This window comes from Staphylococcus sp. AC872 (assembly GCF_979255425.1).
On sequence record NZ_CEEDKW010000001.1, the window covers coordinates 487,114 to 513,088 of the forward strand.

The 25,975-nt window shown below is 32.7% G+C and carries 22 protein-coding genes; 4 read left to right on the forward strand and 18 right to left on the reverse strand.

Annotated elements, in window-relative coordinates:
- The 6 genes from ACZ267_RS02410 to ACZ267_RS02435 form a co-directional block, all read right to left on the reverse strand.
- Positions 1–605, reverse strand: a 605-nt coding sequence (locus ACZ267_RS02410) for a DUF4064 domain-containing protein (protein WP_285314635.1), incomplete at its 3' end; no start/stop codon positions are given.
- 122 nt (positions 606–727) lie between these two features.
- Complete coding sequence (locus ACZ267_RS02415) at positions 728–2,722, reverse strand: ABC transporter permease (RefSeq protein WP_241490039.1); 1,995 nt, start codon at positions 2,720–2,722, stop codon at positions 728–730.
- A 17-nt stretch (positions 2,723–2,739) separates the two neighbouring features.
- A complete protein-coding gene (locus ACZ267_RS02420; RefSeq protein ID WP_047211219.1) occupies positions 2,740–3,486 on the reverse strand; it encodes an ABC transporter ATP-binding protein in 747 nt (248 codons plus the stop codon).
- Positions 3,487–3,589: 103 nt separating this feature from the next.
- Positions 3,590–4,486, reverse strand: coding sequence for a sensor histidine kinase (locus ACZ267_RS02425; protein WP_047211220.1), 897 nt, complete (start codon positions 4,484–4,486; stop codon positions 3,590–3,592).
- A 5-nt stretch (positions 4,487–4,491) separates the two neighbouring features.
- Positions 4,492–5,157: a response regulator transcription factor gene (locus tag ACZ267_RS02430; protein ID WP_047211221.1), complete on the reverse strand. Its 666-nt coding sequence runs from the start codon at positions 5,155–5,157 to the stop codon at positions 4,492–4,494.
- 21 nt (positions 5,158–5,178) lie between these two features.
- Positions 5,179–5,337: a hypothetical protein gene (locus tag ACZ267_RS02435; RefSeq protein ID WP_002467360.1), complete on the reverse strand. Its 159-nt coding sequence runs from the start codon at positions 5,335–5,337 to the stop codon at positions 5,179–5,181.
- Positions 5,338–5,593: 256 nt separating this feature from the next.
- On the opposite strand from ACZ267_RS02435, the gene ACZ267_RS02440 reads away from it, so the two are divergent.
- Positions 5,594–7,048: an alkaline phosphatase gene (locus ACZ267_RS02440; protein ID WP_047211222.1), complete on the forward strand. Its 1,455-nt coding sequence runs from the start codon at positions 5,594–5,596 to the stop codon at positions 7,046–7,048.
- A gap of 82 nt (positions 7,049–7,130) precedes the next feature.
- Here ACZ267_RS02440 and ACZ267_RS02445 read toward each other — a convergent pair whose 3' ends face one another.
- From ACZ267_RS02445 to ACZ267_RS02455, 3 genes are all read right to left on the reverse strand, one after another.
- Positions 7,131–7,232 (reverse strand): SE2200 family small protein, encoded by a 102-nt coding sequence (locus ACZ267_RS02445; protein WP_015364644.1) that lies wholly within the window; start codon positions 7,230–7,232, stop codon positions 7,131–7,133.
- A gap of 180 nt (positions 7,233–7,412) precedes the next feature.
- Entirely contained in the window at positions 7,413–8,876 is a 1,464-nt protein-coding gene (locus ACZ267_RS02450) for a poly-gamma-glutamate hydrolase family protein (protein ID WP_058714249.1), read from the reverse strand.
- 234 nt (positions 8,877–9,110) lie between these two features.
- Positions 9,111–9,560 carry a MarR family winged helix-turn-helix transcriptional regulator gene (locus tag ACZ267_RS02455; protein ID WP_463680284.1) on the reverse strand — a complete coding sequence of 150 codons (450 nt, stop codon included), beginning with the start codon at positions 9,558–9,560 and terminating at the stop codon, positions 9,111–9,113.
- A gap of 163 nt (positions 9,561–9,723) precedes the next feature.
- Here ACZ267_RS02455 and ACZ267_RS02460 point away from each other — a divergent pair, with 163 nt between their 5' ends.
- Positions 9,724–11,364, forward strand: coding sequence for an alpha-keto acid decarboxylase family protein (locus tag ACZ267_RS02460; protein ID WP_047211224.1), 1,641 nt, complete (start codon positions 9,724–9,726; stop codon positions 11,362–11,364).
- Between the two features lie 235 nt (positions 11,365–11,599).
- Here ACZ267_RS02460 and ACZ267_RS02465 read toward each other — a convergent pair whose 3' ends face one another.
- The 7 genes from ACZ267_RS02465 to ACZ267_RS02495 form a co-directional block, all read right to left on the reverse strand.
- Positions 11,600–11,812, reverse strand: coding sequence for a hypothetical protein (locus ACZ267_RS02465; RefSeq protein WP_002467362.1), 213 nt, complete (start codon positions 11,810–11,812; stop codon positions 11,600–11,602).
- Between the two features lie 24 nt (positions 11,813–11,836).
- Positions 11,837–12,844 carry an ornithine carbamoyltransferase gene (argF, locus tag ACZ267_RS02470; RefSeq protein WP_019236105.1) on the reverse strand — a complete coding sequence of 336 codons (1,008 nt, stop codon included), beginning with the start codon at positions 12,842–12,844 and terminating at the stop codon, positions 11,837–11,839.
- 244 nt (positions 12,845–13,088) lie between these two features.
- Positions 13,089–14,174 carry a CapA family protein gene (locus ACZ267_RS02475; protein WP_058714252.1) on the reverse strand — a complete coding sequence of 362 codons (1,086 nt, stop codon included), beginning with the start codon at positions 14,172–14,174 and terminating at the stop codon, positions 13,089–13,091.
- A 300-nt stretch (positions 14,175–14,474) separates the two neighbouring features.
- A complete protein-coding gene (locus ACZ267_RS02480) occupies positions 14,475–15,995 on the reverse strand; it encodes a M4 family metallopeptidase (protein ID WP_047211226.1) in 1,521 nt (506 codons plus the stop codon).
- A gap of 140 nt (positions 15,996–16,135) precedes the next feature.
- Positions 16,136–16,978 (reverse strand): M23 family metallopeptidase, encoded by an 843-nt coding sequence (locus ACZ267_RS02485; RefSeq protein ID WP_078103933.1) that lies wholly within the window; start codon positions 16,976–16,978, stop codon positions 16,136–16,138.
- A gap of 105 nt (positions 16,979–17,083) precedes the next feature.
- Positions 17,084–17,650 (reverse strand): immunodominant staphylococcal antigen IsaB family protein, encoded by a 567-nt coding sequence (gene isaB, locus ACZ267_RS02490; RefSeq protein ID WP_002467367.1) that lies wholly within the window; start codon positions 17,648–17,650, stop codon positions 17,084–17,086.
- A gap of 157 nt (positions 17,651–17,807) precedes the next feature.
- A complete protein-coding gene (locus ACZ267_RS02495) occupies positions 17,808–19,043 on the reverse strand; it encodes an ArgE/DapE family deacylase (protein WP_047211227.1) in 1,236 nt (411 codons plus the stop codon).
- 112 nt (positions 19,044–19,155) lie between these two features.
- On the opposite strand from ACZ267_RS02495, the gene ACZ267_RS02500 reads away from it, so the two are divergent.
- The gene (locus ACZ267_RS02500) at positions 19,156–19,674 is read left to right on the forward strand and encodes a hypothetical protein (RefSeq protein ID WP_047211228.1); all 519 of its coding nucleotides are present in this window, start codon (positions 19,156–19,158) and stop codon (positions 19,672–19,674) included.
- Positions 19,675–19,815: 141 nt separating this feature from the next.
- Here ACZ267_RS02500 and ACZ267_RS02505 read toward each other — a convergent pair whose 3' ends face one another.
- Together ACZ267_RS02505 and ACZ267_RS02510 are read right to left on the reverse strand one after the other, a co-directional pair.
- The gene (locus ACZ267_RS02505) at positions 19,816–20,595 is read right to left on the reverse strand and encodes a (S)-acetoin forming diacetyl reductase (RefSeq protein ID WP_047211229.1); all 780 of its coding nucleotides are present in this window, start codon (positions 20,593–20,595) and stop codon (positions 19,816–19,818) included.
- A gap of 152 nt (positions 20,596–20,747) precedes the next feature.
- Positions 20,748–23,609: a YhgE/Pip domain-containing protein gene (locus tag ACZ267_RS02510; RefSeq protein WP_047211230.1), complete on the reverse strand. Its 2,862-nt coding sequence runs from the start codon at positions 23,607–23,609 to the stop codon at positions 20,748–20,750.
- 258 nt (positions 23,610–23,867) lie between these two features.
- Here ACZ267_RS02510 and ACZ267_RS02515 point away from each other — a divergent pair, with 258 nt between their 5' ends.
- Positions 23,868–25,919 (forward strand): amidase domain-containing protein, encoded by a 2,052-nt coding sequence (locus ACZ267_RS02515; protein ID WP_047211231.1) that lies wholly within the window; start codon positions 23,868–23,870, stop codon positions 25,917–25,919.
- Positions 25,920–25,975 lie beyond the last annotated feature (56 nt).

Below are 25,975 nucleotides of genomic sequence, written 5' to 3' on the forward strand. Positions count from 1 at the left end.
TCATGATGATCTTCTCTGTGGCGGTCGTCTTCTCTACGATCTGCATCGAATCCGTTACGTGCGTCTCTTCCTTCTACATCACGATCATGTCTATCTTCTACATCGTGATGATGTTTACGATTGTCATCATTTATATGTTCTGCTTTATCATGATGCTTATCCTTTGAATGTTTGTTATGGACGCTGTCTTTATCCTTGATATCATGCTTATCTTTATTTTTTCTAACTAATAACATAATACCTGCAATAATCCAGAATAAAGCCGCGATCCAGTTCATTACTAATGAAAGTACAGCAGCAATGATGAGTAAAACACCTGCTAATTTAGCCTTTTTCTTAATTAATAATGTCGCAATTAGTGCAATTACTAAAATAACTAAACCATAAATAAGTCCAACTTTAAAAATAGATGGTAATAACTCAGACATATGTGATGATGAGTCTACGGCTGGATTTGAAGCTGCCTGCTCTTTAGCTTGTCTTTTAATTTCTTTTTGTACTTCACTCGTACCACCAAACATGGCACCAATGCCTAAACCTAATAATATAAATAATTGAGTAATGATCCCTAACCAAGCAAGAATCCGTTCAATTGTCCTTTTCATTAAATGACACCTCTTTCTTTGTTTCTTTATCATTACCCAATTGAAATACCATGTATGCTTAAATTATAAAATTAAATTGATAATAATTTTATTTTTTCTATTATACCAGTAGTTTATAAGTTTTATTTTTTTAATTGATTTACATATTTTGAGTATAAATAGGACGTCATTTTATACGTCAAGAGGTAAAGAACACTTACCATTATTATCACACTTATAAAACTAGTTATAAATATACCTTTGCTAACTTCTCCAAATAATCCGAGTACATTATATATTATTTTAGAGGCAACCACTGTATGGAATATACTCACAATAAACGGAACGCTAAATAACCAAATTAACTGTTGATCTAATATATGTTTGATATCATCATTATCTAGTCCTAGATGTGCCATCGTAACATAATGATCAACATCTTCTTGCGCTTCTGATACTTGCTTATAGTAAATGATCAAGAATATACCAATCACTAAAACGAAAGAAACTAAACTTCCCACAAATATTAAACCGCCATTGAAGTTATAAAACATCTTAATAAATGATTCATAGCTAGTAATATTGATATGATGTTTTTGTTCAAGTTTATGAATATCAGGCGTGTCTTTCCCTTTTAAATCGTACGCATTAAATTCAATCATCGTTTGTGTGACTTGATCGTCAGCTTTGGATGAATTTTTAGTATAATATTGGATGATTTGGTCACGTTCTTTGTCATTTTTAACAATTAAATTAATGTTTTCGCTGAATCTTATAGAATTCACATTGGTTTCTTCAACAGGTTTAATATTAAAGGATTTTCCTCTTAGTACTAAATTGTCATTCAAATCTAGCATTTGCATGCTCGTGTTCACACCGATTTCATTTGATTTTAAATGTAGCGGACGATTAAATTGGTTATAATCATTCAATGTCATAATCGTAATAAATACATTTTTAGTACTCCAAGGATCAATATTGAACTCGTTTGGTGAATCACTTGGTTTGAGTAAACGTCGATAATCTGAACGATTGTCTAAAAGTACATTAAACATGGATTGGGTATATATTTTCGGTGTATCTGAATGTATATTTTGTTTAATATCTTCGGTTACTGCTTTAACCTTTTGAGCTACCTTTTTATCCTGATGAAAATCACCTTCAATACTGGTAAGATATTGATTTTTCCACATATTGCGAACATTCTCACCCATACTTCTGTATGTCGTGACGGTCATCCCTAAGGTAACAATCAAGAACGTACATAATATCGCGATACTTGCTAACCCTACTGCATTCGATTTCATACGTGCTCTTAATCCTGATATCAAAAAGAAACGTTTAGGTCGATAGTAAAACTTAGACAACTTTTGTAACCTTTCAATGAGTAAAACACTCAATGATATAAATAATAAATATGTACCTATAAATACAAAGAATATAGCAACAAATAATGCCAAAATCGACTCTGCTGGCGTATTATTTTGTAAAGCTATACGATAACCATTACCAACACATAACATCCCGATAATTAACAAACTATAATTGAATACCTTTTGAAATCGATAATTACGATACGCTTTCTTATTCATTAATTGCATAGGATTTTGCATAGTGATTTTAAATACATTAATCATTAATAATAATATCATGACGATTGATAATAATAGCAATGTTATCCACATGGCTTTAAAATCAAATGGATAGGCACTTAGGTAACCTTCCCGTCCTGTCGTTACTTTACGAATAAACATAAATAATAGTGCACCGAATAAATATCCTCCAACGATACTCAATAATGCGATAATACAATATTTTACTATGGATTCTATTAATATTATGATGCTAAGATGACGTTTTTCCATACCTAAAATAATATAAAGTGAATAGGTCTTTTGTTGTTGTTTTAAGACAAATTGATTAGCATAAATGATAAAAATGATAGCTAATAATGACATAAATACATTTCCAATTATTGCAAAAACACCTAGTAATTGATGATGTTGTTGAATATATGTATTAGTGGTTAATGATAATAGTATGTATTCAATCGCAAATATCGTACTTGAAGACAAAATAAATGGTATGATGATATGCCGTTGCGTTACAAAATGGCGTTTAACAATTGTCCAAATCATTGTTAGGGGCACGTTAACTACTCCCTTCCATTTATGATTGCTAAACTATCAGCAATACGCTTTTGATATACTATCTGGCTCTCTTCTCCACGGTATATCTCATGATATAAACGACCATCTTTAATAAAAACAACACGATTAGCATACGAAGCATCAATAGTAGAGTGCGTAACCATTAAAATCGTTTGTTGTTGTTGATTGAGGTGTTGAAATAATTGCATTAACTGTTTCGAACTTTTTGAATCAAGCGCCCCCGTTGGTTCGTCTGCTAATAATAGTTGAGGGTGCGTAATAAGCGCACGTGCTATAGCAACGCGTTGTTTTTGTCCACCAGAAATTTGATTTGGAAATTGATTTAAGATGTCACTAATATTAAGTTGTCGACTCACTTTGTCTAGACGTTCTTGCATCGTATGAACAAATTGATTACTTAAGACAAGTGGCATTAAAATATTATCTTTATTTGTCATTGATTCTAAAATATTAAATTCTTGAAAGACAAATCCTAGTTGTTCTCGTCGAAACTGAGCAATATCTCTTTTTTTCAATGACGCTAGGGATTGACCATTCAATTGAATGGTACCTTCCGTTAATTGATCAAATGTAGCAATCAATTGTAATAATGTAGATTTACCAGATCCTGATTCACCCATAATGGCTACAAACTCACCAGTATCAACTAATAAATTCATATCACTTAATGCTTCAGTTCTATTTAAACCCTTTCCAAATACCTTTTTGACATGTTTGACTTCTAGTAACATATGGACGCTCCTTTCTAATACCAACTCTATTTTATATTAAAAAAGGACCAACAACATTTATAATTTCTTACAAATCTTGTTGGCCATCTTACAATTTTGAAAGTTAGCTTTGCGTTGGAAAGCTAATTGTAAATTGTGTACCTTTATTCAAGTCTGATGTTACTTCAACATTTAAATTCAGATGTTGCGCAATATGTTTAACGATAAACAATCCAATGCCGCTTGAGGATTCATTAAGGCTACCATTGTAACCAGAATATCCTTTGTCAAAGATTTTCGGCAAGTCTGCTTGACTAATACCAATCCCGTTATCTTTAATAGATAATTGTTGAGACGTTGAGTCAAAGTCAATCCAAATATCTTTTCCACGTGCATATTTTAATGCGTTATTCAGTATCTGTTCTATCAATATTGAAGTCCATTGTGCATCTGTTAAGATACTATCATCATTAGATTGATAATGAATTTTAGTATGTTGTTCAATAAAGTGAATTCGATATTTCATAATTAAAGGTTTAATTAAATCATCTATGTTCACCTCTGTGATTGTCATATCCGAGGCTTCATTAAGTAATTTTAAGTAACTTAGTGCTAAACGAGTATAGTTATCAATTTGTACAATTTCTTGTCTCACTTGATTGGCAACATTAGGTTCATTACGTTCTAGCAATAGTTGCGATGCAGTGATTGGCGTTTTGATTTGATGTACCCATGTTAAGAAATAACTTTCAACATCTTTACGATATTCAATTTGTTTGTTTTTCATTTCAAATAGTTCTTCTTCGAGTGATACTACTTTTTCTTTAAGTTTTTCTTGTTTTTGAAAACCTAAATAACTGATCCACCAATAAATGCACATAATAAATAAAATAATTGCTACACCAAGCATTAGCGCACTTTGGGGGAGTGAAAACACAAAGAAAATGAGTACAAACAGTAAGGATATAAACGTAACAATCGCTATTTCATTTTTAATTGATTTAATAAACGTTAGTAACATCTTATTTACACCCTATATCCCACATTTTTCTTCGTTTCAATAAAATCTGTTAAGCCAATTTGACTTAATTTTTTTCGCAATCGTGTCATATTTACAGCCAAAGTATTATCATCAATATAATTCTCTGATTCCCAACATTTTTCAATTAAAGCTGTTCGATTTACAAATTTACCTTCATTTTGAAACAACAGTTTAACGATTTGAAGTTCTGTTAAAGACAGTTGTGTCACATCATCTTGAAACATTAACTTAGCCTCATCAACGATAAGTTTACATCCCTTAACATTTAATTCATTATTAGATACAGCTAAATCATAAGTTCGTCGTAATAAAGCTTGTACTTTAGCAACTGTTAACGATAAATTAAATGGTTTCTCAATAAAATCATCGCCACCCATTTGTATCGCCATTATTTGATCCATATTATCTGTCCTTGAACTAATAAATATAATAGGTACGTTTGAGATTTTTCTCATTTCTTGGCACCAATGGAAGCCATTTAAAGTTGGTAAATTAATATCTAGTAGTACTAGGTCAGGTAGATAGTCTTTGAAATCATCTAAAACATGCGAAAACTGTTTTGCCATCTTAACGTCATAGTTCCATTTCTTAAGTTCACTTGCTAAACTTTCTGCAATGACTAAGTCATCTTCTACTATCAAAATCTTCATTGAGATACACCTTTCGTTGCGTTACATTGATTTATCTTGATGTTCGACTTGATTTTCATCAGTTTGAGTGTCATTTGATGCCTTTTTAGCAGCTTCATTTTTCTTTCTTCTTTTTTCTTCATAAATACTTAATGCAATAAAACCTATGATGAATAATGGAGATAACATAACAAATATCATTTTTTTCACCTCGTTTATTTTAAGCATGAGTTTCCATGGTGGCAAAATGGCTTCCAATTTCTCTCTTGCTATATTCTATTTAATATCTATTTTACATGTTTATTATTAAAAGTACATTTGTTAAGAGTCATCCATTAATAAAATCCTCTTTCACCCATGTTTACAATCTATTTACAAGAACCACACATCTAATCAAAATGCCTTGCTTATACTTAAATTGTAATGCATTTATACATATATTAGGGGGCCATTTTAAATGAAATTATTTAATCAATATACTAAATACTTATTGTCAGGTAGTATCATTGCTGCAACATTATTAAGCAGTACGAATGTATCTTTAGCTTCTGGGACAAATACAGAGGACAATAAAAAACCAAGTAATGATGATGCTATTGCTTTCGGTAATACTAAAAACCCTAAAAATGTCATTTTTTTAGTTGGCGATGGAATGGGTCCTTCTTTCAATACTGCTTATCGTTATTATCAAAATGATCCTTCAGCTAAATCGATGAAACCCACTACATTTGATAAATATTTAAAGGGTACTAACCGTACTTATCCTAATGATCCTAAGGAAAACATTACAGATTCTGCGGCAGGCGCTACAGCGTTTAGTTCAGGTCATAAAACGTATAATGGTGCCATTGGTGTCGATGCTAATAAGAAAAATGTTAAAACTGTATTAGAAAGTGCAAAAGAAAAAGGTAAATCTACGGGTCTTGTATCTACAGCAGAAATCACTGATGCAACTCCAGCAGCCTATGCCTCACATGTCGATTCTCGTGATAAAAAAGATGAAATTGCGAAACAGTTTTATAATGATAAAATTAACGGCAAACATAAAGTAGATGTTATTTTAGGTGGCGGTTCTAAATATTTTGGTAAAGATAATGGAAATTTAGATCAAAAATTCAAAAAAGATGGTTACGATGTGGTTTCTAATAAAAATGAACTGAATCAATCGACTAGCAATCAGGTATTAGGTTTATTCTCTGAGAAAGATATGCCACTTCAAATTGATGCACCAGAAAGTAACCCATTATTAGTAGATATGGAAAACAGCGCTTTAAGTAAACTTGAAAAGAACGATAAAGGTTTCTTCTTAATGGTAGAAGGTGCGTCTATCGACAAAGCTGCACATCCAAATGATGTTACGGGTGTAATGTCTGAAATGCAAGGGTTTGATAAAGCTTTCTCAAATGCGATTAACTATGCTAAACAACATAAAGATACACTTGTTGTAGCAACAGCAGATCATTCTACAGGTGGTATGACCATTGGTAAAGGTAAAGATTACAAATGGAATCCTCAATCAATCCATCAAATGAAACATTCTGGCATGTATATGACAAAAGAAATTGCTGCTGGTAAAGACCCTGAAAAAGTAATCAACGATGGTTATGGTATTGACTTCCCTAAAGAACAACTTGATAAAGTTAAAAAAGAAGCTAAAAAGCTGAAGAAATTAACAAAATCAGTCAAGGATGAAAAAGATCCAAAAGTTGTCGAACAAACTACACGTCTTCAAGATACAATTCAAAAACCAATCAATGATGCATCACATACAGGTTGGACAACTTACGGTCACACTGGTGAAGATGTAAATACGTATGCATATGGTCCTGGATCTAATCAATTCAAAGGAAATAAAGAAAATACAGATAGTGCAAAAAATATCTTTGATTTCTTTGCTAATGACGTAAAATAAACTTTGATATTAAATAATCCGAGATGAGCGTGACTCATCCCGGATTATTTTAATGTATTCATCTAATTACTTATGATACATATTAATATTCAATATTAGGCGCTTGGTTTACATGGTTTTGATATTTTTTAAATGCATAGTAACCTGCACCGACTAAAGTTAATAATATAGCGAATTTTTTCATCATAAAAACTCCTTCTTCGATTATTCATTTCAACTATCGCTTTGAAATTCTTATGACATAATTATACACTTTTTTTCAACAATTTTAAAAACCTTATTATCAATGTGTTGAAAAAACATAAATTAATTTTAATATACTTCATCGACATTCTTTTTTTCAATAACACACAACACGTCGATTTTAATGTGTTGATGTCTCCGTTGTTTGTGATATTGCTATATGCAATGCATCTGCAAATTGATACATTAATGGGGACCAATTATTTTCATTTTTTCGTGATGTTGTACTCATATCTTGATTAATAAATAATGCTTTTCGTAATGCAGTTGTTAACTCTAATTGCACACCAGTGCTATTTTCATTTTTATTAATAAAATTATCCTCATTTAATCCGCCTAAATATTCAGGCGGCACTTGTACAGCAAAGCCTCTACTTTCCAATTGTGATTGAATCGCATCTCTTAGGTCAGACTTAGCGCCGCCTAAGAATACAATTTGGTCGTCTCCTTTAGCTCCATGAATAGAAATGGTAGCCGCACGTCCTTCAATCATTTGATGTAAAGTTGGATCATCATAATGTGTAGACGTCACATGCAATTGTGTATTGTTAGATGGTCTAGTGGCTTCAAATGAAAAATAATCATAACCGCCTTGTTGTGCAAGTAACTTTGTTAACTCAGACGTACCTTGTTCTATATTACCTCCATGAGGCGCAACGATTAGCACTTGGTTGCCCTGGTCACGAGTTTCCTTCTTCCAATCTATGCCTTCTTTAGTTTCTCGTTCAAGTTGGGTCATTGAAGTGTAATAATCTTTATGCGCACTTTCAACCGGTATGATTGGTTTAGCATCTGAATGAGCACCTGTTGATGATAGGTTAGTGTCTTTCGAACTTGCGCTCGTTTGGGTTTTAGTTGAAGTTGTCGGTGTTACTGGTTTCGTTGAAGAAGCAGTCGTCGTTGATGGTTTAGTACTTGGCAGTGATGTTGATGTCGAAGGTGCTTTGGCAGTACTAGTTGATGTCTTGGATACCGTCTTCGATGTCTGGCTCGGTGGACGCGTCGTTGTAGATGTTTTCGTCGATGTTGTTGATTTTGATGGTGTTGTAGTCGTATGTTGTGTCGCATTCGTTGGTTTAGTTGTTGATGTCTTAGATACCGTTGCTTTTGTTATAGGTGCTTTTGTTGTTGTGGTATGGTTTGTCGATGTCTTAGTCGTTGTTGTACTGCTTTTATGGTGTGTAGATGTAGGTGCCTTAGCAGATGTTGGTTTTTGTGTATGACTCGTGCTTGTCTTAATTGTAGATGTTCGACTTGTTTTAGGAGCTGAAACAGATACCGTTTTCACTGTTTGAGTTGGTTGCTTAATAGTTGCTACTTTCGTCGTTTTCACTGTAGTTGGAGCCTTAACTGTCGTTGTGACATGTTTCACAGGTGTCTTCGTTTGGGATATATGAGGTGCTATCGATGGTGTTCGTGTTTGATTATGAGTGCTCGTGTGGTTGTGAGTCGTTTGTACAGTAGAGGCATGGGCAGTGGCTTGTTGAGTCACGACACTTATCGTTCCTAAACTAATTGACGCAGTGATTAAACCTAACGTTATTTTAACAATTGGTTTAGTTTTTTTAGTTACATATCTTTTCATTCATAAACTCCTTAAAATAAAATACTTTTATCCTATGTTAACTTATCCATTGGAAATAGCAATATTTTTATTTAATATATCATCTATTTATTACATTATTAACAAAAATTTTAAAAATACTATGTAGGAGTTTAATATTTTTAACATCATTACTTAACATTCACCATTACTTCTTTAATATCATAAAAATCCCCTGTTACATCATATGCAACAAGGGCCTCGCAAAAGTATTAGTTACTCTTGTCCTTTTAAATGTTCAATATGTTTGAAGCCATCTCTTTGGTTGGCTAACACTTCCATTATATCGTACCAATTGTTTCCTACTTTTTGTTGAATCGTTTGTAACAAGTGATCTTGTGCGTAATTGAGCTCATTAATTAACGCATTGCCTTTATCCGTAGCAAATAACTGCTTAACACGTCTATCTTTTTCTGATGTTTGCTCAATGATAAGTTCTTTTTCTTTTAGCGTTCTCAGTGTGGCATGAGAACCTTGCTTTGATATTTCCAATGTTTGAAGTAACTCTTTTATTGTAATTCCAGGTAATTTATTGATAAAAAATAAAAAACGGTGATGTTGGCGACTCATACCGTATTGCTCAATAATGTCATCCGCTGTCGTTACAAAGGTTTTATATGCAAAGTAAAATAGCATATGCTCATAATCGTTTTTATTTGTCGACATGTACTTTCTTTCCTTTTCTAATATTTAAGGTTCATTATAATAAAGTTTCCTTTTTTCGTCATGTTAAACTTTCTTTAAAAGGTCAAGTTAATTGACTTTCTTTTTACAAAAAGTTATCTTTTAATTGTAAAATGCAAATACATAAACAAAGGTGGAATGCATAATGAAACAACGTGTAGGACAATATTTAATGGATGCAGTTAATGCTGCTGGGGTAGATAAAATATTCGGTGTTCCTGGCGATTTCAATTTAGCCTTTTTAGACGATATTATTTCTCATGACCAAGTAGAGTGGATTGGTAATACTAACGAATTAAATGCTAGCTACGCCGCTGATGGCTATGCTCGAATTAATGGATTAGGTGCATTAGTTACTACGTTTGGTGTTGGAGAATTAAGTGCTGTTAACGGCATTGCCGGTTCTTATGCTGAACGTGTACCAGTCATTGCGATTACTGGTGCACCTACTCGTGCTGTTGAGTCAGCTGGAAAATATGTTCATCATTCTTTAGGTGAAGGTACATTTGATGATTATAGAAAAATGTTTGAACCTATAACAACCGCCCAAGGATATATTACGCCAGAGAATGCAACGACTGAAATTCCTAGACTTATACAAGCAGCGATCAACGAACGTCGTCCAGTTCATCTACATTTGCCAATCGATGTTGCAATGACTGAAATCGACGTATCTAAATCTTTCCAACCTGAAGCACGTGATGATCAAGATGTATCTCACTATATTCAAATGATTGAAGATAAATTAAATTCTGCTAAACAACCTGTGATTATTACTGGACATGAAATTAATAGTTTTGGTCTTCATTCTGAATTAGAACAATTTGTAAATCAAACGCATATACCTGTCGCTCAACTTTCTCTTGGTAAAGGAGCTTTTAATGAAGAAAACGAACATTATCTTGGTATCTTTGATGGTAGTATCGCTGAAGAAAATGTTAAAAACTATGTCAATCAAAGTGATGCTATTTTAAATATTGGTGCGAAGTTAACTGACTCAGCGACAGCTGGTTTCTCATTTGAATTTGATATCGATGATGTTGTTATGATTAATCATAACTATTTTAAAATGAATGAAACCATCTCTGAACAAGTTGCACTACCTCATCTTATAAAAGGTTTAATGTCAATTTCTTATAAAAATAAATCAGAATTTCCAAAGTATCAACGACCAAAAGAACATGACTATCAAGTTGATCATGAACCATTAACTCAAGCAACGTATTTCAAGATGATGCAAGATTTCTTACAACTAGACGATATTTTAATCGCTGAACAAGGTTCTTCATTCTTTGGCGCTTATGATTTAGCTTTATATAAAGATAATACCTTTATTGGTCAGCCATTATGGGGGTCTATCGGTTACACTTTACCTGCAACATTAGGTACACAAATCGCTGCACCGCATAGACGTAATGTCTTACTTATCGGAGACGGTTCACTACAACTGACAGTTCAATCGTTATCAACAATGATTAGACAACAATTGAAACCGATTATATTTGTAGTTAACAACGATGGTTATACAGTGGAACGTTTAATTCATGGTATGAAAGAACCGTATAATGATATTCATATGTGGGATTACAAAGCGCTCCCTGCAGTATTTGGCGGAGATAATGTAGTCGTCCATGATGTTAATACATCACATGAACTTAAAGAAACATTTGAAAAGATCAATGCACATAGTGATTGCATGCACTTTGTTGAAGTAAAAATGGCAATTGAAGATGCACCAGCTAAATTAAGTGATATCGCTAAAGCATTTGCTTCACAAAATAAATAATAAATCATAAAAAGAGGTTGAGACATAAAGTTTTAGTACTCTGGGAAACCGATTAACAACGTCCCAAAACAGGATCATCTTCTTCTGGTCCCAGCAGAGAGGTTTTCATTTTGAAAACCTCCCGGCAATGCAAGCTGGGCATGTGACTCTCACGATTAGACTAAAATTGGAAAACAATTTTGTGTATCGTTCGGTTCTGCTCAAATCCTAAACACTTTTGTCTCGACCTCTTCATTTATCTATGATTAATTATCTTTTCAGATTCTAACTTTGCTATAACATCATTAATCGTTTGGTTTTGAATCTCTGCCTTCATATCTTCGTGTATTTCATTTTCTATCATAGGATAGATATGATCAATAATTTGCTTACTCGCTATTTCGCCTATTTCTATTTCATAGTTTTCATAAAGAAATGACTTTAATGCTTTAGAGACTTCTATAATCATGCATAACACCTCATTTGTAATCTCTTATTTTATGCCACCTAAAGTTAATGCCATTATGGCTTTAATAGAATGTAAACGATTTTCTGCTTGTTTAAAAACAATAGAATAAGGACTATGAAAGACCTCATCTGTGATCTCCATTTCTGATAATCCATATTTTTCGTAGACATCTTTGCCTACTTGCGTTTGTGTATTATGGAAAGCTGGTAAACAATGCAGTACTTTCACATCAGGATTTTGTATCTTTTGAATTAATGACATATTGATTTGATAAGGTTGTAATGCCTTAACTCTTTCTTCTATAACATCTGTCGGTTCTCCCATTGAAAACCAAACATCTGTATAAATAGCATCCGTTTGATAAACAGTCTTTTCAATATCACTACTGATTTGAATCGTTGCGCCTGTTTGTTCCGCATAGTCTTTAGCCATCGCTACCACATGCGATTCCGGCAAGCGAGATTCTGGTGCCACAATATTCATATTGACGCCTAATAACGCCCCTGTAACTAATAAGTCATTCGCTACATTATTTCGAGCGTCTCCAATATATGTTAAAGTCTTACCTTTTAACGTCCCCCACTCTTCTTTGAGTGTCATAAAGTCCGCTAACATTTGTGTAGGGTGCCATTCATTAGTTAAACCATTCCAAACAGGTACATTAGCATGTTGTGCTAGTGTTTCAACATCGTTATGATCATGTCCTCTAAATTCGATACCATCATACATACTTCCTAGAACTTTCGCCGTGTCATAGATGCTCTCTTTTTTACCTAAATGAATTTCTCCCTGTCCAAAGTAATCTACTTGAACACCTAAATCATGTGCTGCAACACTAAATGCTGCTCGTGTACGTGTAGATGGTTTTTCAAATATAATAGCTATATTTTTATTTGTTAATAATTGATGTGATTGGTTATTTTTCTTTTCTGCTTTTAATTGTTGTGCCTTATCTATGATGTAATTCAATTCATCTTTAGAATAATCGGTCGACTTTAATAAACATTTACCTTCAAAGTTAAACTTGCTCATGTCATCAACTCCTTGATAACATCTTACAACATGGTAAATATAAATTCAATATATTGTTTATTTATGCATTATATAAAATAACTGTCCTGCATTTTTTACTTGTTTTATCGACATCATAGTGATACAAATCATTCAGTATTGTATACATTCTTAAAATGGTAAATATCATTTACGATGTTTCTCATGAAACATTTAATGATTATGTTGGGGAATACTAGTAGAACATATATAACTTCTAATCATTTTAGAAACTATCATCATCTAAAAACGTTTCGTTAATGACTTCTTTAGTTATTTGTTTTAATCGTAATTGACTCATATCAGAATTCGGGTCATAATATCGGCCATGTTTACGAATTAAGCGTTCATCCATATCCTTTAATGGATAAATTTTAAAGTTTTCTTTACTGTTTTTATTATATACATCACTTAATTCATAATAATTAACCATACTTCGCCATTTAACGTTTTCGATTTTTACTGCTTTAGGCGTTTTCATTATTTTAAATTCTATTCTACCGAGTAGGTCATTACTTTCATTTCCAGTTTCTTGTCCATTCAAGAAATTTCCTAGGGAATAAGCGACTAAGGTACGATGATGATCCTTACCTTTAATCCATTCAACTGGTTGTATAACATGAGGATGTGTACCTAATACTACATCCACCCCTTCATCAGCAAATAACTTTGCATATTTTCGTTGTATTGGATTAGGTTGATGAGATCCTTCATTTCCCCAGTGTGCCGATACAAATATGACATCTGCCACTTCTTTAGCTTGTTGAATATCCTTCTTAATTTGTTTGTCATCAAAATAGTTGATTTCGTATTGATGTTTAGGTTTAATTCCATTCGTACCAAATGTATAACTCAACATAGCTATATTGATACCATTTATCTTTTTGACAGCCACTTGATCATGAGACTTTTGCGAATCGTAAGTACCTGTAAACAACACTTTATTTTTATATTTATTCCATTGTTGAATATGATATTTAAGTCCTTCATCACCTTGATCTAATGCATGATTATTAGATCCATTAATAAAATTAAATCCGGTTTGCACTAAACTATCTGAAATATCACTAGGTGTGTTAAATCTTTTAAACCCATGATAAGGACGATGATCACCACCTATTGGAGATTCTTGATTGATGAATGCAATATCTGCAGATTGAATATCTTTTTTTATATTTTGGTACATAGGATTAAAATTGTATGTATCACCATCTGATTCAAGTGCATCCCTATATATGTTAGGGTGTATTAAATTATCGCCTACTGCTAAAACTTGTGCCTCTTGCTTTAAATCCATCCGATATGCCAACATGCTAACTATCAAAAATAAAATAAAAGACAAAATCGATATTAAATAATACTTTTTCAATGTTGTATCTCCTTATATACAATATACATACAACATTACTATATTCACATAAAAAAACAATATATTTTATTTTAAAATTATGTAAATTATTGTTTTCCAAAATAAAATATGATTAGTCAATTTAAATCGTACACTCTTAACTTTTTAAATTAGCCTGCTCGTTGTCTAACGTTAGACAACCCTAAGTGTTCCCACATAAAACAAGCCTTTCACTGTGCTTATCTCAGTGAAAGGCTAGATAGATTAAACGCCAACATCTTCCCATGATTGATTAACTTGATCTGCTGTGGATTTATCATATAAATCAAGCGCAGCTTGGTGTAATGATTTTTTAGCATCTTCGAAATCTGAATTAGAAGATAGATAATGTGTTAACGTTCTATAATAAATTTGTTCAGCTTTATCTTTACCAATACGTTTGATTGTTAAATAGGCAGCTTTATTAGGGATACCAGAATTGGTATGTACACCACCATTATCCTCTTGTGTTTTAGAGTAATGTTTCATATGTGCAGGTTGATCATATTTTTCAGGATTAGACATACTTCTTAATGCATCACCTTTAACGTTGGGTGTATATATATCCTCACCAATTAAGAAATTATCACTATCAATAAAATAGGCAAAGACATCTGAGAAACTTTCATTCAATGCACCGGGTTGATTTTCGTATACTAAATTGGCTGTTTCCTGAGTTATACCATGTGTAATTTCATGTGCTACCACATCTTTAGCACCAGAGAATGGTAAATAATTGTCATTATCTCCATCTCCATAAATCATTTTGTCACCAATCCAAGCAGCATTGTTACGATTATCTTCATTTTCAAATTGATTCACATGAGTTAATGAATCGATAGGACTTCCCTTATCATCGTATGATTCTCGACCAAATTTATTTTTATAATAATCATACACATCTTTAGCATAATCGTTCGCATCAACAGCAGCATGTTGCGACTTGTCTACAAATTCTTTATCTTTATCTGTCATCAGTTTCGAACTGCCATCCTCATCATTATAGTCATAAGCTGAAATATTACCTTTATGCGTCACATCCTTCAACTCATATCCTTTATCCTTACTATTAATATTAATTTTTTTCGTTTTGTTTAATACGCTTTTTCCCGTACCTTCAGTATGCGCATGTTGGATATTATTTATCTTATCAATGACTTCCCCAGTTTCAGCATCAACTTGAATGTTCCAATGCGATATTTTAGGAGACGTCGTTACAATTTCTACCTGATAAACATATTTGTTATGTTGTCCGCTAATTTGAATTTGATTCTTTTTAATGACATCATTTTTAAAGTTTTTAGCTTTATCTGAAGACATTGAAATAGCTTCAAAAGCTTTATTGATGGCCTCTTTTTTATGGATTTGGACAGTATTACTAGGTTTTATTTCACTACCACCTGTGTCGCCATTGATAAGTACAACCTTACCTTGAGGATTAGTATGTATTTTAACTTCTCTATCAGGAACATATGCATTTTTAAACTTTGGTTGTAGTGTATAGTGCGTGTAGCCTAATTGATCTGTATTGACGTCGACTGTTTTATAGTGCTTAAATTGCTTTTTAGCATTTTTATCATTGGGTAATAATTTTAATGCCTGAAATGCTTTATTCTTATACTTAACTTCTAATTTGTTTTGATTTGCTGAATGATCATTCTTCGCATCCACTTCTTCACTATAAAATGTACTACTTATAGTTATTACTGAAATACCGGAAATGATAGTTTTAGACAATCGATTCATGTTAATCCTCCGTATATGTATAAATTTTAATCTCCCTTCATACTATTTATATTTTTATAAAAAGTAAATGGAAATTACATAAAATTCAATAAATATACGTTGTGTATTGTAATATAATATATAAATTTTATTAAACTATTTTATCGACAAATCGTTTCACCTTTAACGGGCATCCTATTATTTTTAAAATTAATTTTGAGTGATTGTCCTTCTATTAAACTAGGTTGATTACTAACTTGAAAATGAACATGAGGCTCTGACGAATTACCTGAATTTCCACAAAGACCTATCATATCGTTATCTGTTATTTCATCTCCAATGTTCACTTTGACCGAATGCTGTTTTAAATGTCCAATTAAACTAAATTCATTTGTCGAATGCTTTATCACGACATAATTGCCAAGTGGTTGTTTTTGATTCGTTTGTCCTATACGATTATCTTTTATATTATTCTCAATATCGACAACAACACCATTTAATGGTGCATATACTTGAGTACCATAAGCATAATAATGTTCACATCGCATGCCATCATCAATGTAGCTCATTCCAGAGTCTTTATTTATCTTTATAAAATCATATGCATACCTTTGTGTTTCTAAAGGATAATGATAATTGAATAGTTCGTTATCGCCACCCCAATATACAAACCATTCATCATAAAACGGAAATTGATAAGTTAAAGTTGTTCGTTTATCTTTAAAATAATACAAAGGTTTAAATAAAAGTGAAGATATTTGGCCATGAGTGACATGGATTGAAATACCATAGTTTTCAAAAGCATCTAACCATACATTCTCACCATACTTTTCAGTCCCGATGTCTACATAACACTTGTGTTGATGCGCAAATCTATTGTAGTCTTGCATCAACTTTTTTAATGCTTTCTTAGAAATCTGTTTCTTCATTTCTTTAGTAAAGTATGAATAAAGTGTTTTATAATCATTTTGTTCAATCATATTCATAAAGCCGTTATAAATCACTAGACGTAACCTCCTTCGTAGTTATCATTAACTTCAATCTATCATAATTGAACCTATCAAAAAACAGACATCCTCTATACGGACGTCTGTTCATATCGTTCTAACTTATTTAATTTTATTTAATGTTTTATCTTTTTGAATTGCTACTTTAGTTTTTTCATAACCAATGACAACGCGGTCGATTTTACCTTTTGATGCATCGAACCAAACCGCTTCACCATTTTTCTTAGGTTGGTAGTAATAAATTCCTGTTGTATTATTTTTACCATTATCTACTTTTTTCAAATCTTTACCATAAGATTTTTGTAAATCTGTTAGCTTCAATTGCTTTTTCAATGGAATATCGACTAATGAAGCTTTTTTAGATTTTTTATCATACTGACGGAATAATTGATCTGATTTGATTACTGTTTGAGTTGATTGAGTTGGCGCAATTTTAATACCATTAAATGTAACGTTGCCAGCTTTGATTGCATTTTTGAAATTTTTATCTAAAACAAACTTCGCATCATAACCTGCGTTACCTTTATAAGTATAATAAGCAGATTGATGTTCTTGGGTTGTTGCTGCATGTGCCGTATGATTGATTACTGGCGCTACACTCGCTGATGCACCTAATAATGTACCGAAAGCTAATGTAGACGCAATGATTGATTTTGTCTTTTTATTCATAACGTATCCTCTCTTTCTTTACCCATAGCTTCTTTGCTTAATAGGTCTTCTAAATTATACGTCATCAACTAAAGACATACAATTAAAAGTAATAGCCCTTACAGTTTTGTCATATCTAATTTATGCTTAAACTTAATATTTTATATTACACGTCTTATCATTTTTCATTTAAATATGTTAGCAATAATTCAATATAGTAATCGATAAATTTTAAGTAATGATTTTTATTAACACATTCATCAACTTGATGAGGTCCTTGACCTGGCCCTATCATTAAGAATGGAAAGTCTTCGCTTTTACCTTTTAATAAATTAGATGCATCCGTAACGGCCACTGTTGGTGTATCTATCAATGCCGAAGGATCAAAATATGTTTGAGCTAGTTGATGGCCTAATTTAAATAAGTGATTGTCACCCGTTGTGACAACTGGATCAAGATCTAAATATATGTCATGAGTCAAATGTGCTCCTCTTTGATTCGCTTCATCGATATATTTATTAAATAGTGCTTTAACTTTTGTATTATCATATTCTGGAATCGTGCGAACATTAAACGTTGCAGTTGCGTAATCAGGAACAGAATTGACTTGAGAACCACCATTAATCATACTATTGGTCATCACAAGTCCTTGAATTCTAGTTTGAACTTCATCTTTACTAACAAAACTAGGCAATTGATCAGCCATTTGATTGACCATATTGCCATAATCTAAAGCCGTTCCTTTTATTCTTTGTGTTATTTCTTCATATGCTTGATTGATATTTTGAATCAATTCAATAAGTGGTGTAATTGCATTTTCTCCCATAAAAGGTGTAGAACTGTGACTTGAACGCCCCTGAGATGTGATTTTAATATCCATTGATCCTTTGTGAGCATATACAATGCTTGGATAAGATGGTTCTGCGATGACTAGGGCGTCGACATCAGCCATATAACCTTTACGATATAATTGTTCTGATCCTGCTTGTTCCATTTCCTCTCCAGCGGTTGCTAATAATCTAATGGTACCGTGTTTTAACTGTCCGCTCGCTTTAATTTCAATCATTGCAATCACCAGTGCAGCTAATCCCGATTTCATATCAGCAGCACCTCTTCCATATAAATGACCATTTCGTTCAGTCAATTCAAATGGAGGAGATGTCCAATCATCATGGTTCCCTTCATTTACTACATCCATATGTCCTGAAACTGCAACGACTGGTTTACCAGACCCTATGGTAGCAATTAGATTTGCACGTTCTCCTGAAATGTAATCGATGTGTGTGTCAATATCATATCGATTAAGCCATTGCTCTAAATATTGTGCTACTGCTAATTCATTGTCATTGACTGAAGGTATAGCCACTATTTCTGATAAAATTTTTACCTTTTGTTCATTAGTTAATACACCCATATATTTCACTTACTTTCCTATTATTTTAAAATATCATTAAATGTTGTGTTCTTATTCAAAAATTTGATTATAATATAGTTAATAATTATCGTAGTTAATGGAGGACACACTTTTGAAGAAATTATTAGCAAGTATTGTTATTATTGCACTTGTATTAGCTTTAGGATTTTCTGTTTTTGCAGCTTTAACACACCAAAACAAAACATCTCATCATAAAACTGAACACAAAACTGAAGAAAAAGATAAAAAGAAAACGTCAAAAGAGAAAGCGAAAAATAATACAACAGATCAAGAAACTGTTCAAGCTGAACCTACGAATTCACAACAAAATAATGTAAACAATTCCAATCATTCAGCTAATCAACAACCAACTCAAAAATCATCTCAAGCTACTCATCAGACATCACCAAGTCAATCAACTCAAGCTAAACCGTCCAACCAACCAGCACAAAAAAGTAATAATCAACCTGCGCGTTCACAACAATCGGAACCAGCCAATAAACCAAAGGCAAGTACTGAATCATCACAAGGTCAAGGCGGTCAAGGTGGTCAAAGCTCTAATAACAATAATAATGCGAATCGTTCAACTCAGAACAATAGCACTTCAAACAAACAAAACAAATCAGAATAATAAAAAGACAGGATTAAGTCATTCTCATTGGCTCTCACTTGAGCTGAATGTCGTATCCTGTCTTTTTTATTTAACACTCAATGATTCATGAGTCTGATTTGAATCAATTTTTCAAATTTCTTCTAAAACTATTTCACTAATCTAATGGAATCTCATACCACCATCAACGATAATTGTTTGTCCTGTAATATAATCTGAATCACTACCAGCTAAGAAACTAACAACATTAGCAACGTCTTCTGGTTTAGATAAACGTTTTAATGTAATTTGATCTGTAAATTGTTTCCAACCCCATTCTTCAGGTTGATTATTTTCTTTAGCTAATTTAATAGCGATACCTTCCATCATTGGCGTTTCAACAATACCTGGTGCAAATGCATTTACTGTTATACCTTTATCAGCTAAATCACGTGCAGCTACTTGTGTTAAACCTCTAACTGCAAATTTCGAACTACAGTATAGTGATAATCCTTTATTACCTTCTACACCTGCTTGAGACGTTGCATTTATAATCTTTCCACCGTGACCTAACGCTTCAAATTGTTCGAGTGCTGCTTGAATACCCCAGAATACACCACCAACATTTACACCAATAACTTGATTGAATTGCTCAGTTGTTACAGTATCTATAGGTGTCATTGGGCCTAATCCAGCATTATTCACTACTACATTTAATTCTCCAAAGTGTTTAACTACTTGACTAAAAACGTGAAAGACTTCATCACGATTAGCGACATCAGCTTTAAATGCGATAGCTTCTTGGCTATTACCCTTTAATGTGGCAGCCGCTTCTTTCGCACCTTGTTCATTATAATCCACTAATGCAACATTAAAGCCATCATTAAATAGTCGTTTGGCTATTTCAAAACCAATACCTTGTGCTGCTCCTGTTACTATAGCCACTTTATTTTGATGTGTCATTCTACACACGCTCCTTAAATATATTCACTTATTATAATATCACTCAAGAATATATTTTTTGTGTAGAACTCGTGTCTTAATGTATCTTACATAAAAAATTCTAGCACTTGAGGGATACATGTTATGCCCTAAGTGCTAGAAACTCATTCACTTTATTCTGTTACATTACTTTCATCAACTTTAGATGAAACTTTTCTCATCAATGGATCTGTGATTGGTTTTAAAATAACACCAACTATGATAAATCCTAATCCAAATAATGCTAAGATAATCACTTTCGTAATTAATATTTCCGGAACAATACCCCCTACCGTTTCACGTAAAGCATCAATCGCATACGTAAATGGTAAATACGGCGATATCGTTTGGAAAAACTTAGGCGTCGTTTGAATTGGGAAAGTACCGCCACCACCTGCGATTTGTAATACTAAGAAAATAATCGCAATGGCTTTACCAGGGTTTCCTAATAATGATACACAAGTATAAATAATTGAGTTAAATACTAGTGAGCAGAATACTGCTATAGTCACAAATAATACTGGCGACTCGACGGCTGCCTTTAATATAACTAAGTCTCCAATTGATACAATTAATGATTGTACTATACCTAATAGGAAGAAGAAGCCTGCTTTACCCAGGAAGATTTCTCTAGGACTAAGAATTGGTTTTAATGACTGATGTTTGTTATCTACGGATAATAAACTAACCATTAACAATCCGCCGACCCATATAGATAAGGCTGTATAAAACGGCGTCATTCCAGAACCATAATCTTTAACTGGGAACACATCGGTTGTCTTTTTATTTATTGGATGTGCGATGACATCAGCTTGCTTTTTCAAATCATTTTTCAATACATCGATTAAATTATCTACGGCATCGTCTTTATCTAATTGTTTAAATATTTTATTGGCTTTCTTCAGATCTTTCTCAACACCTGGCAATTTATTTTCTGAGAAATCCGCTAAGTTAGACAGGGCTTCTTTAGCTCTTGGTTGGTTCTCATCTAATAAATTCACCGCGTTATCATATTTACTAAATAACGATGGTAAATTATCATTGACTGCTTGAGTAGCATTTGCTAGGCGTTGTTCTAAGCCAGGTAAATCATTACGCACAAAATCTGCCGCTTTGGCTACATCTTTCTTCACAGTTGGGAAGTAATCTTGTGCTGTTTTCATTGCATTCATATACGTTTGTTCTATACCTGGCAATGCTGTTTGAATACGATCAATACGCTTTTTACCACTATCTAATATACTTTGTCCTGACTGAATCACTTGATTAATTGAATTTAATTTAGATTGAACAGTTGATAATGCTTGTTGACCTGATGCCAATTGTGACGTAATATCATTCGAAATGTTTAATAAACTTTGATTTAATTCTTTCTTAACATACGTACGGAATTGACTTAACGTCTTATTCGTGTCATTGATTTTGTTCAATACGTTAATCGCTTCTGATTTACCAGAACTACCGTTTGATAAAGCATCAATTAATTGGTTGGTTGTTTTTAACTGATCATTGAGTTGATTATTAGCTGCTTTTATTTGCTTAATTTCTTTTGATAAATCAACATCTTCATTTTTTTCAAGCTCTGATAATATATCAATAAATTGTTGATTATATTTCGTAGCATTTTCTAAACGAGATGATACATTTTCTAACGGTTCTTTAAACTCAGTCGGTTTGTCTGATGCCAATATACCGTATGAAATATGTTTCAATGCATCCATATCTTTTTGAGATGCCTTGGCCTGAACATCACTTAAATTTGAAAGCGATAATAATGATTCAGTCAATGCTGTATTCATTGATTTAACATCATTTGAACTTACTAGCTCATTTGACTGGTTATTATCTTTATTACCTGAAGTACTTAAAGATTGCGTCTTGATCCCAGTTTGATAACTATGTCCTTCATCACGTTGCTTACTATGAGCACCTTGTTGACTCGTACCTGATTGTTGACGTAAATCTTGGTTAACATCATTATTTACATTTTGGGCACGTCCTGCTGCATCTTGATAATCACCAACTCGATTTTGAACTTGTGTTAAAAATCCTTTAGCATCTGTGAGTTGGTCATTCGCAGCATCAATACCTTGCCCAGCTATAGAGACACCTCTATTGATTTTAGGAAATTGTGCCGGTACATCATTAGCTGCTACATTTAGTACTCTTTCAATATTAGGCATATAATTATTCAGCGCAATTATTAATTTAGCCTTTTCATTTAATGCAGGTATTGATGAATTAACTTGATTTAATCTTTCTTGTGCATCTAAAATATCACCTTTATAATTACCTAAATTTCTAAATTGATTCGCATAGCGATCAAGGTCATCTTGGTGTTCATTTAAATAGATGATTTTATTTTTAAACTTATTAATTTCTGGCAGAGAATTATTTGCTGCATAGACCGCATTTTTGATTTTATTAATTGTTGGCACTTCATCTTCAATTTTCAGACCTACTTTATTCGCCTCTGAAAGTAATGCTTTCGTCACGGTTTGATTAAATTGTTCGTTAGCTTTTTCTACCACTAATGAAGAACCTGTATCCGTTAATTTCGCAGCAACAGCATTAATTTTCTGATTGACTTTGAAATCGACATCCGCCTTTTCAGGGTGCTTCCTTAATGTTCCTGTAATTTGATGTGTAAACTTGCTCGGTATGTATATGCCTGCATAATATTTCCCCATTTTAATTTCATGATCTGCTTTTTCACGGCTAACAAATTGCCAATCAAAGCTATCATTTTTCTTTAGGGTTTGCACCATCTTATTACCTACATTAATCTCTTTCCCTCTAACTTTGTCACCTTTATCTTCATTGACAATCGCTACTTTAATATGGCCCGTATTTCCATATGGATCCCACATTGCCCATAAGTTAAACCATGCATAGAATGAGGGTAATATGGCTAATCCCGCTAATATGATCCAAACTGCTGGCGTTTTAGCAATTTTCTTTAAATCTGTTTTAAACAGCTTTAGTGCGTTTTTCATTGTCACACTCCTAAAAACGATTGATTAACTTTCCTATCTATATTTATATCGCCATCATATTTATACCTATTTTACCAAATGTTAGATTACATTTTTCAAAAACAATTTATTTTTCTGATAAAGGTTAGTATAATTAAATTTACTAGATTGATTCAATTCGTTGATATGTATCAACTATAAATGTCATAAGTTAAATTATAACAAATGTCCAATAAATATCTCAATCATTTTTCAAATTTTTAAGGGAGCTAATCATAGATGTCTAAAGAAAAATTCTTAACATATTTACTTACAACTACATTAATTGTGCCATCTTTCTCAACAGCACCCATAGCTAATGCTGCAGATGACCACTCAACAACACCATCTTCATCACAACAGCGTGATACGCAAAATAACAATGATTCAACAAACAGTGATGATAAAAGTACTAAAATCACGCAAGAAGATGATGAGATTAACACATCAGAACACAAACACGAAAAAACGAAGCAATCATCACACCAAAACACTAAAAAGGAAAAACAAGACAAAGCGCACCAACAAAACCATCATGGAACACAAACATCTGTTACAGATGATAATTATAAAAAATCACATCAATCAACAAATTTAATTAATCAATTTTATGATGGATTATCCACGCATCAATCTGACTTTAATCGATTATGGTCTCCAGACCAATATGACAATAGTTTTAGTTTAACAACTTTAATTCAAAATCTATTTCATTTTGACTCCGATATTTCAGACTATGAACAACCTTCTCATGAAGAAGATGATACAAATACAAACTCTAAAAATAACCAGTCTGATGATAATGATAAGATAACTGACAATGATCAAAATGCAGACAATAGTGGTCATTCTGAAAAGTATCCACAACAAGACGAGGCTAATAAAAGTGATCAATCTATTAATCGTCACGATAAGGAAAATAGTGACCTATCAGACCAAGACAATCATTCACAAAGTGATGAAACTCAAGATCATGAACAAAGCGACAACAATCAACAAGATCATTCTTCAAATCAATCGAATGGTTCGAACAAGAATGACAAATCATCATCTAATCAAAGCATTTCCGACTCAGCCATCGATTCCATTTTAGATGAGTATAGCGAGGATGCAACGAAGACGCAAAAGCAATATCAAACATCTAAAGATAAACACACTCAAGATGATAAACAACATGATACAAAGCAAAACAATACAAAAAAGCAAGACGTCAATCCTCAACTTCCAACACCGAATGAATTAAAACATAAAACAAAGCCTGCACAATCATTTGAAGGTGATTTTAAACAATCGAATACACGTGCCACTGGATTGTTTCAACAATTACCTAAAATAGAAGATGGTGCTCTAACAGATGGCGATATCAATATCGTTGATAGTAAAAGCACGAGAGATTTTATTAAATCGATTGCCAAAGATGCACATCAAATAGGTCAAAAAGAAGACCTCTATGCCTCAGTAATGATGGCACAAGCTATTTTAGAATCTGATTCTGGTAATAGCGCTTTAGCACAAAAACCTAATTTTAATCTATTTGGCATTAAAGGAACTTATCAAGGACAGTCTGTTTCATTTAATACTTTAGAAGCTGATAGTACAAATAACATGTTTAATATTACAGCTGGTTTCCGTAAATATCCTGATACAAAAGCATCACTCGAAGATTACGCACGTTTAATTAAAAAAGGTATAGATGGTAACCCTAACATTTACCGTCCAACATGGAAGAGTGAAGCGTCTACTTACCAGTCAGCAACTTCTCATTTATCACGTACTTATGCGACTGATCCTAATTATGCTAAGAAATTAAATAGTATTATAAAACATTATCATTTAACTGATTTTGATAAGAAAGAAATGCCAAGTTTGGATAAATATAATCATACGATTCATAGCGATGATCAATCACAATCAAGTTTCAAACCATTCGAAGAAAACAAAGGAAGTTCAAGCTATCCACAAGGTCAATGTACATGGTATGTGGATCAGCGTATGAAACAATTTGGTCAATATATTCATAGTAATTTAGGCGACGCACATCATTGGAATAATCGTGCAGCACGGGAAGGTTATCAAGTATCTTCAACACCTAAAAAACATACAGCAGTCGTTTTTGAAGCTGGTCAATTAGGTGCGGACACACAATATGGTCATGTTGCATTCGTAGAAAAAGTTAACGCTGATGGTTCAATTATCATTTCAGAATCAAATGTGAAAGGATTAGGCGTTATCTCATATAGAACGATTGATGCTGATGATGCATCACAATTGGATTATATAACGGGTAAATAAATCACTCGGATTACACCATTAAAAAGAGCGAGACAAAGTTAACTTTGTCTCGCTTG

What these genes read in the sequence shown, in the direction of transcription:
- ACZ267_RS02425 (WP_047211220.1), bottom strand. Translation starts at nt 4,486, where the DNA reads ATGTTACTAACGTTTATTAAATCAATTAAAAATGAAATAGCGATTGTT.
- ACZ267_RS02475 (WP_058714252.1), bottom strand. Translation starts at nt 14,174, where the DNA reads ATGTTGGCATATCGGATGGATTTAAAGCAAGAGGCACAAGTTTTAGCA.
- ACZ267_RS02450 (WP_058714249.1), bottom strand. Translation starts at nt 8,876, where the DNA reads ATGAAAAGATATGTAACTAAAAAAACTAAACCAATTGTTAAAATAACG.
- ACZ267_RS02420 (WP_047211219.1), bottom strand. Translation starts at nt 3,486, where the DNA reads ATGTTACTAGAAGTCAAACATGTCAAAAAGGTATTTGGAAAGGGTTTA.
- ACZ267_RS02515 (WP_047211231.1), top strand. Translation starts at nt 23,868, where the DNA reads ATGTCTAAAGAAAAATTCTTAACATATTTACTTACAACTACATTAATT.
- ACZ267_RS02435 (WP_002467360.1), bottom strand. Translation starts at nt 5,337, where the DNA reads ATGATATTTGTTATGTTATCTCCATTATTCATCATAGGTTTTATTGCA.
- ACZ267_RS02510 (WP_047211230.1), bottom strand. Translation starts at nt 23,609, where the DNA reads ATGAAAAACGCACTAAAGCTGTTTAAAACAGATTTAAAGAAAATTGCT.
- ACZ267_RS02495 (WP_047211227.1), bottom strand. Translation starts at nt 19,043, where the DNA reads ATGGGTGTATTAACTAATGAACAAAAGGTAAAAATTTTATCAGAAATA.
- ACZ267_RS02505 (WP_047211229.1), bottom strand. Translation starts at nt 20,595, where the DNA reads ATGACACATCAAAATAAAGTGGCTATAGTAACAGGAGCAGCACAAGGT.
- ACZ267_RS02465 (WP_002467362.1), bottom strand. Translation starts at nt 11,812, where the DNA reads ATGATTATAGAAGTCTCTAAAGCATTAAAGTCATTTCTTTATGAAAAC.
- isaB (WP_002467367.1), bottom strand. Translation starts at nt 17,650, where the DNA reads ATGAATAAAAAGACAAAATCAATCATTGCGTCTACATTAGCTTTCGGT.
- ACZ267_RS02440 (WP_047211222.1), top strand. Translation starts at nt 5,594, where the DNA reads ATGAAATTATTTAATCAATATACTAAATACTTATTGTCAGGTAGTATC.
- ACZ267_RS02430 (WP_047211221.1), bottom strand. Translation starts at nt 5,157, where the DNA reads ATGAAGATTTTGATAGTAGAAGATGACTTAGTCATTGCAGAAAGTTTA.
- ACZ267_RS02460 (WP_047211224.1), top strand. Translation starts at nt 9,724, where the DNA reads ATGAAACAACGTGTAGGACAATATTTAATGGATGCAGTTAATGCTGCT.
- ACZ267_RS02445 (WP_015364644.1), bottom strand. Translation starts at nt 7,232, where the DNA reads ATGAAAAAATTCGCTATATTATTAACTTTAGTCGGTGCAGGTTACTAT.
- ACZ267_RS02415 (WP_241490039.1), bottom strand. Translation starts at nt 2,722, where the DNA reads ATGATTTGGACAATTGTTAAACGCCATTTTGTAACGCAACGGCATATC.
- ACZ267_RS02455 (WP_463680284.1), bottom strand. Translation starts at nt 9,560, where the DNA reads ATGTCGACAAATAAAAACGATTATGAGCATATGCTATTTTACTTTGCA.
- ACZ267_RS02480 (WP_047211226.1), bottom strand. Translation starts at nt 15,995, where the DNA reads ATGAATCGATTGTCTAAAACTATCATTTCCGGTATTTCAGTAATAACT.
- argF (WP_019236105.1), bottom strand. Translation starts at nt 12,844, where the DNA reads ATGAGCAAGTTTAACTTTGAAGGTAAATGTTTATTAAAGTCGACCGAT.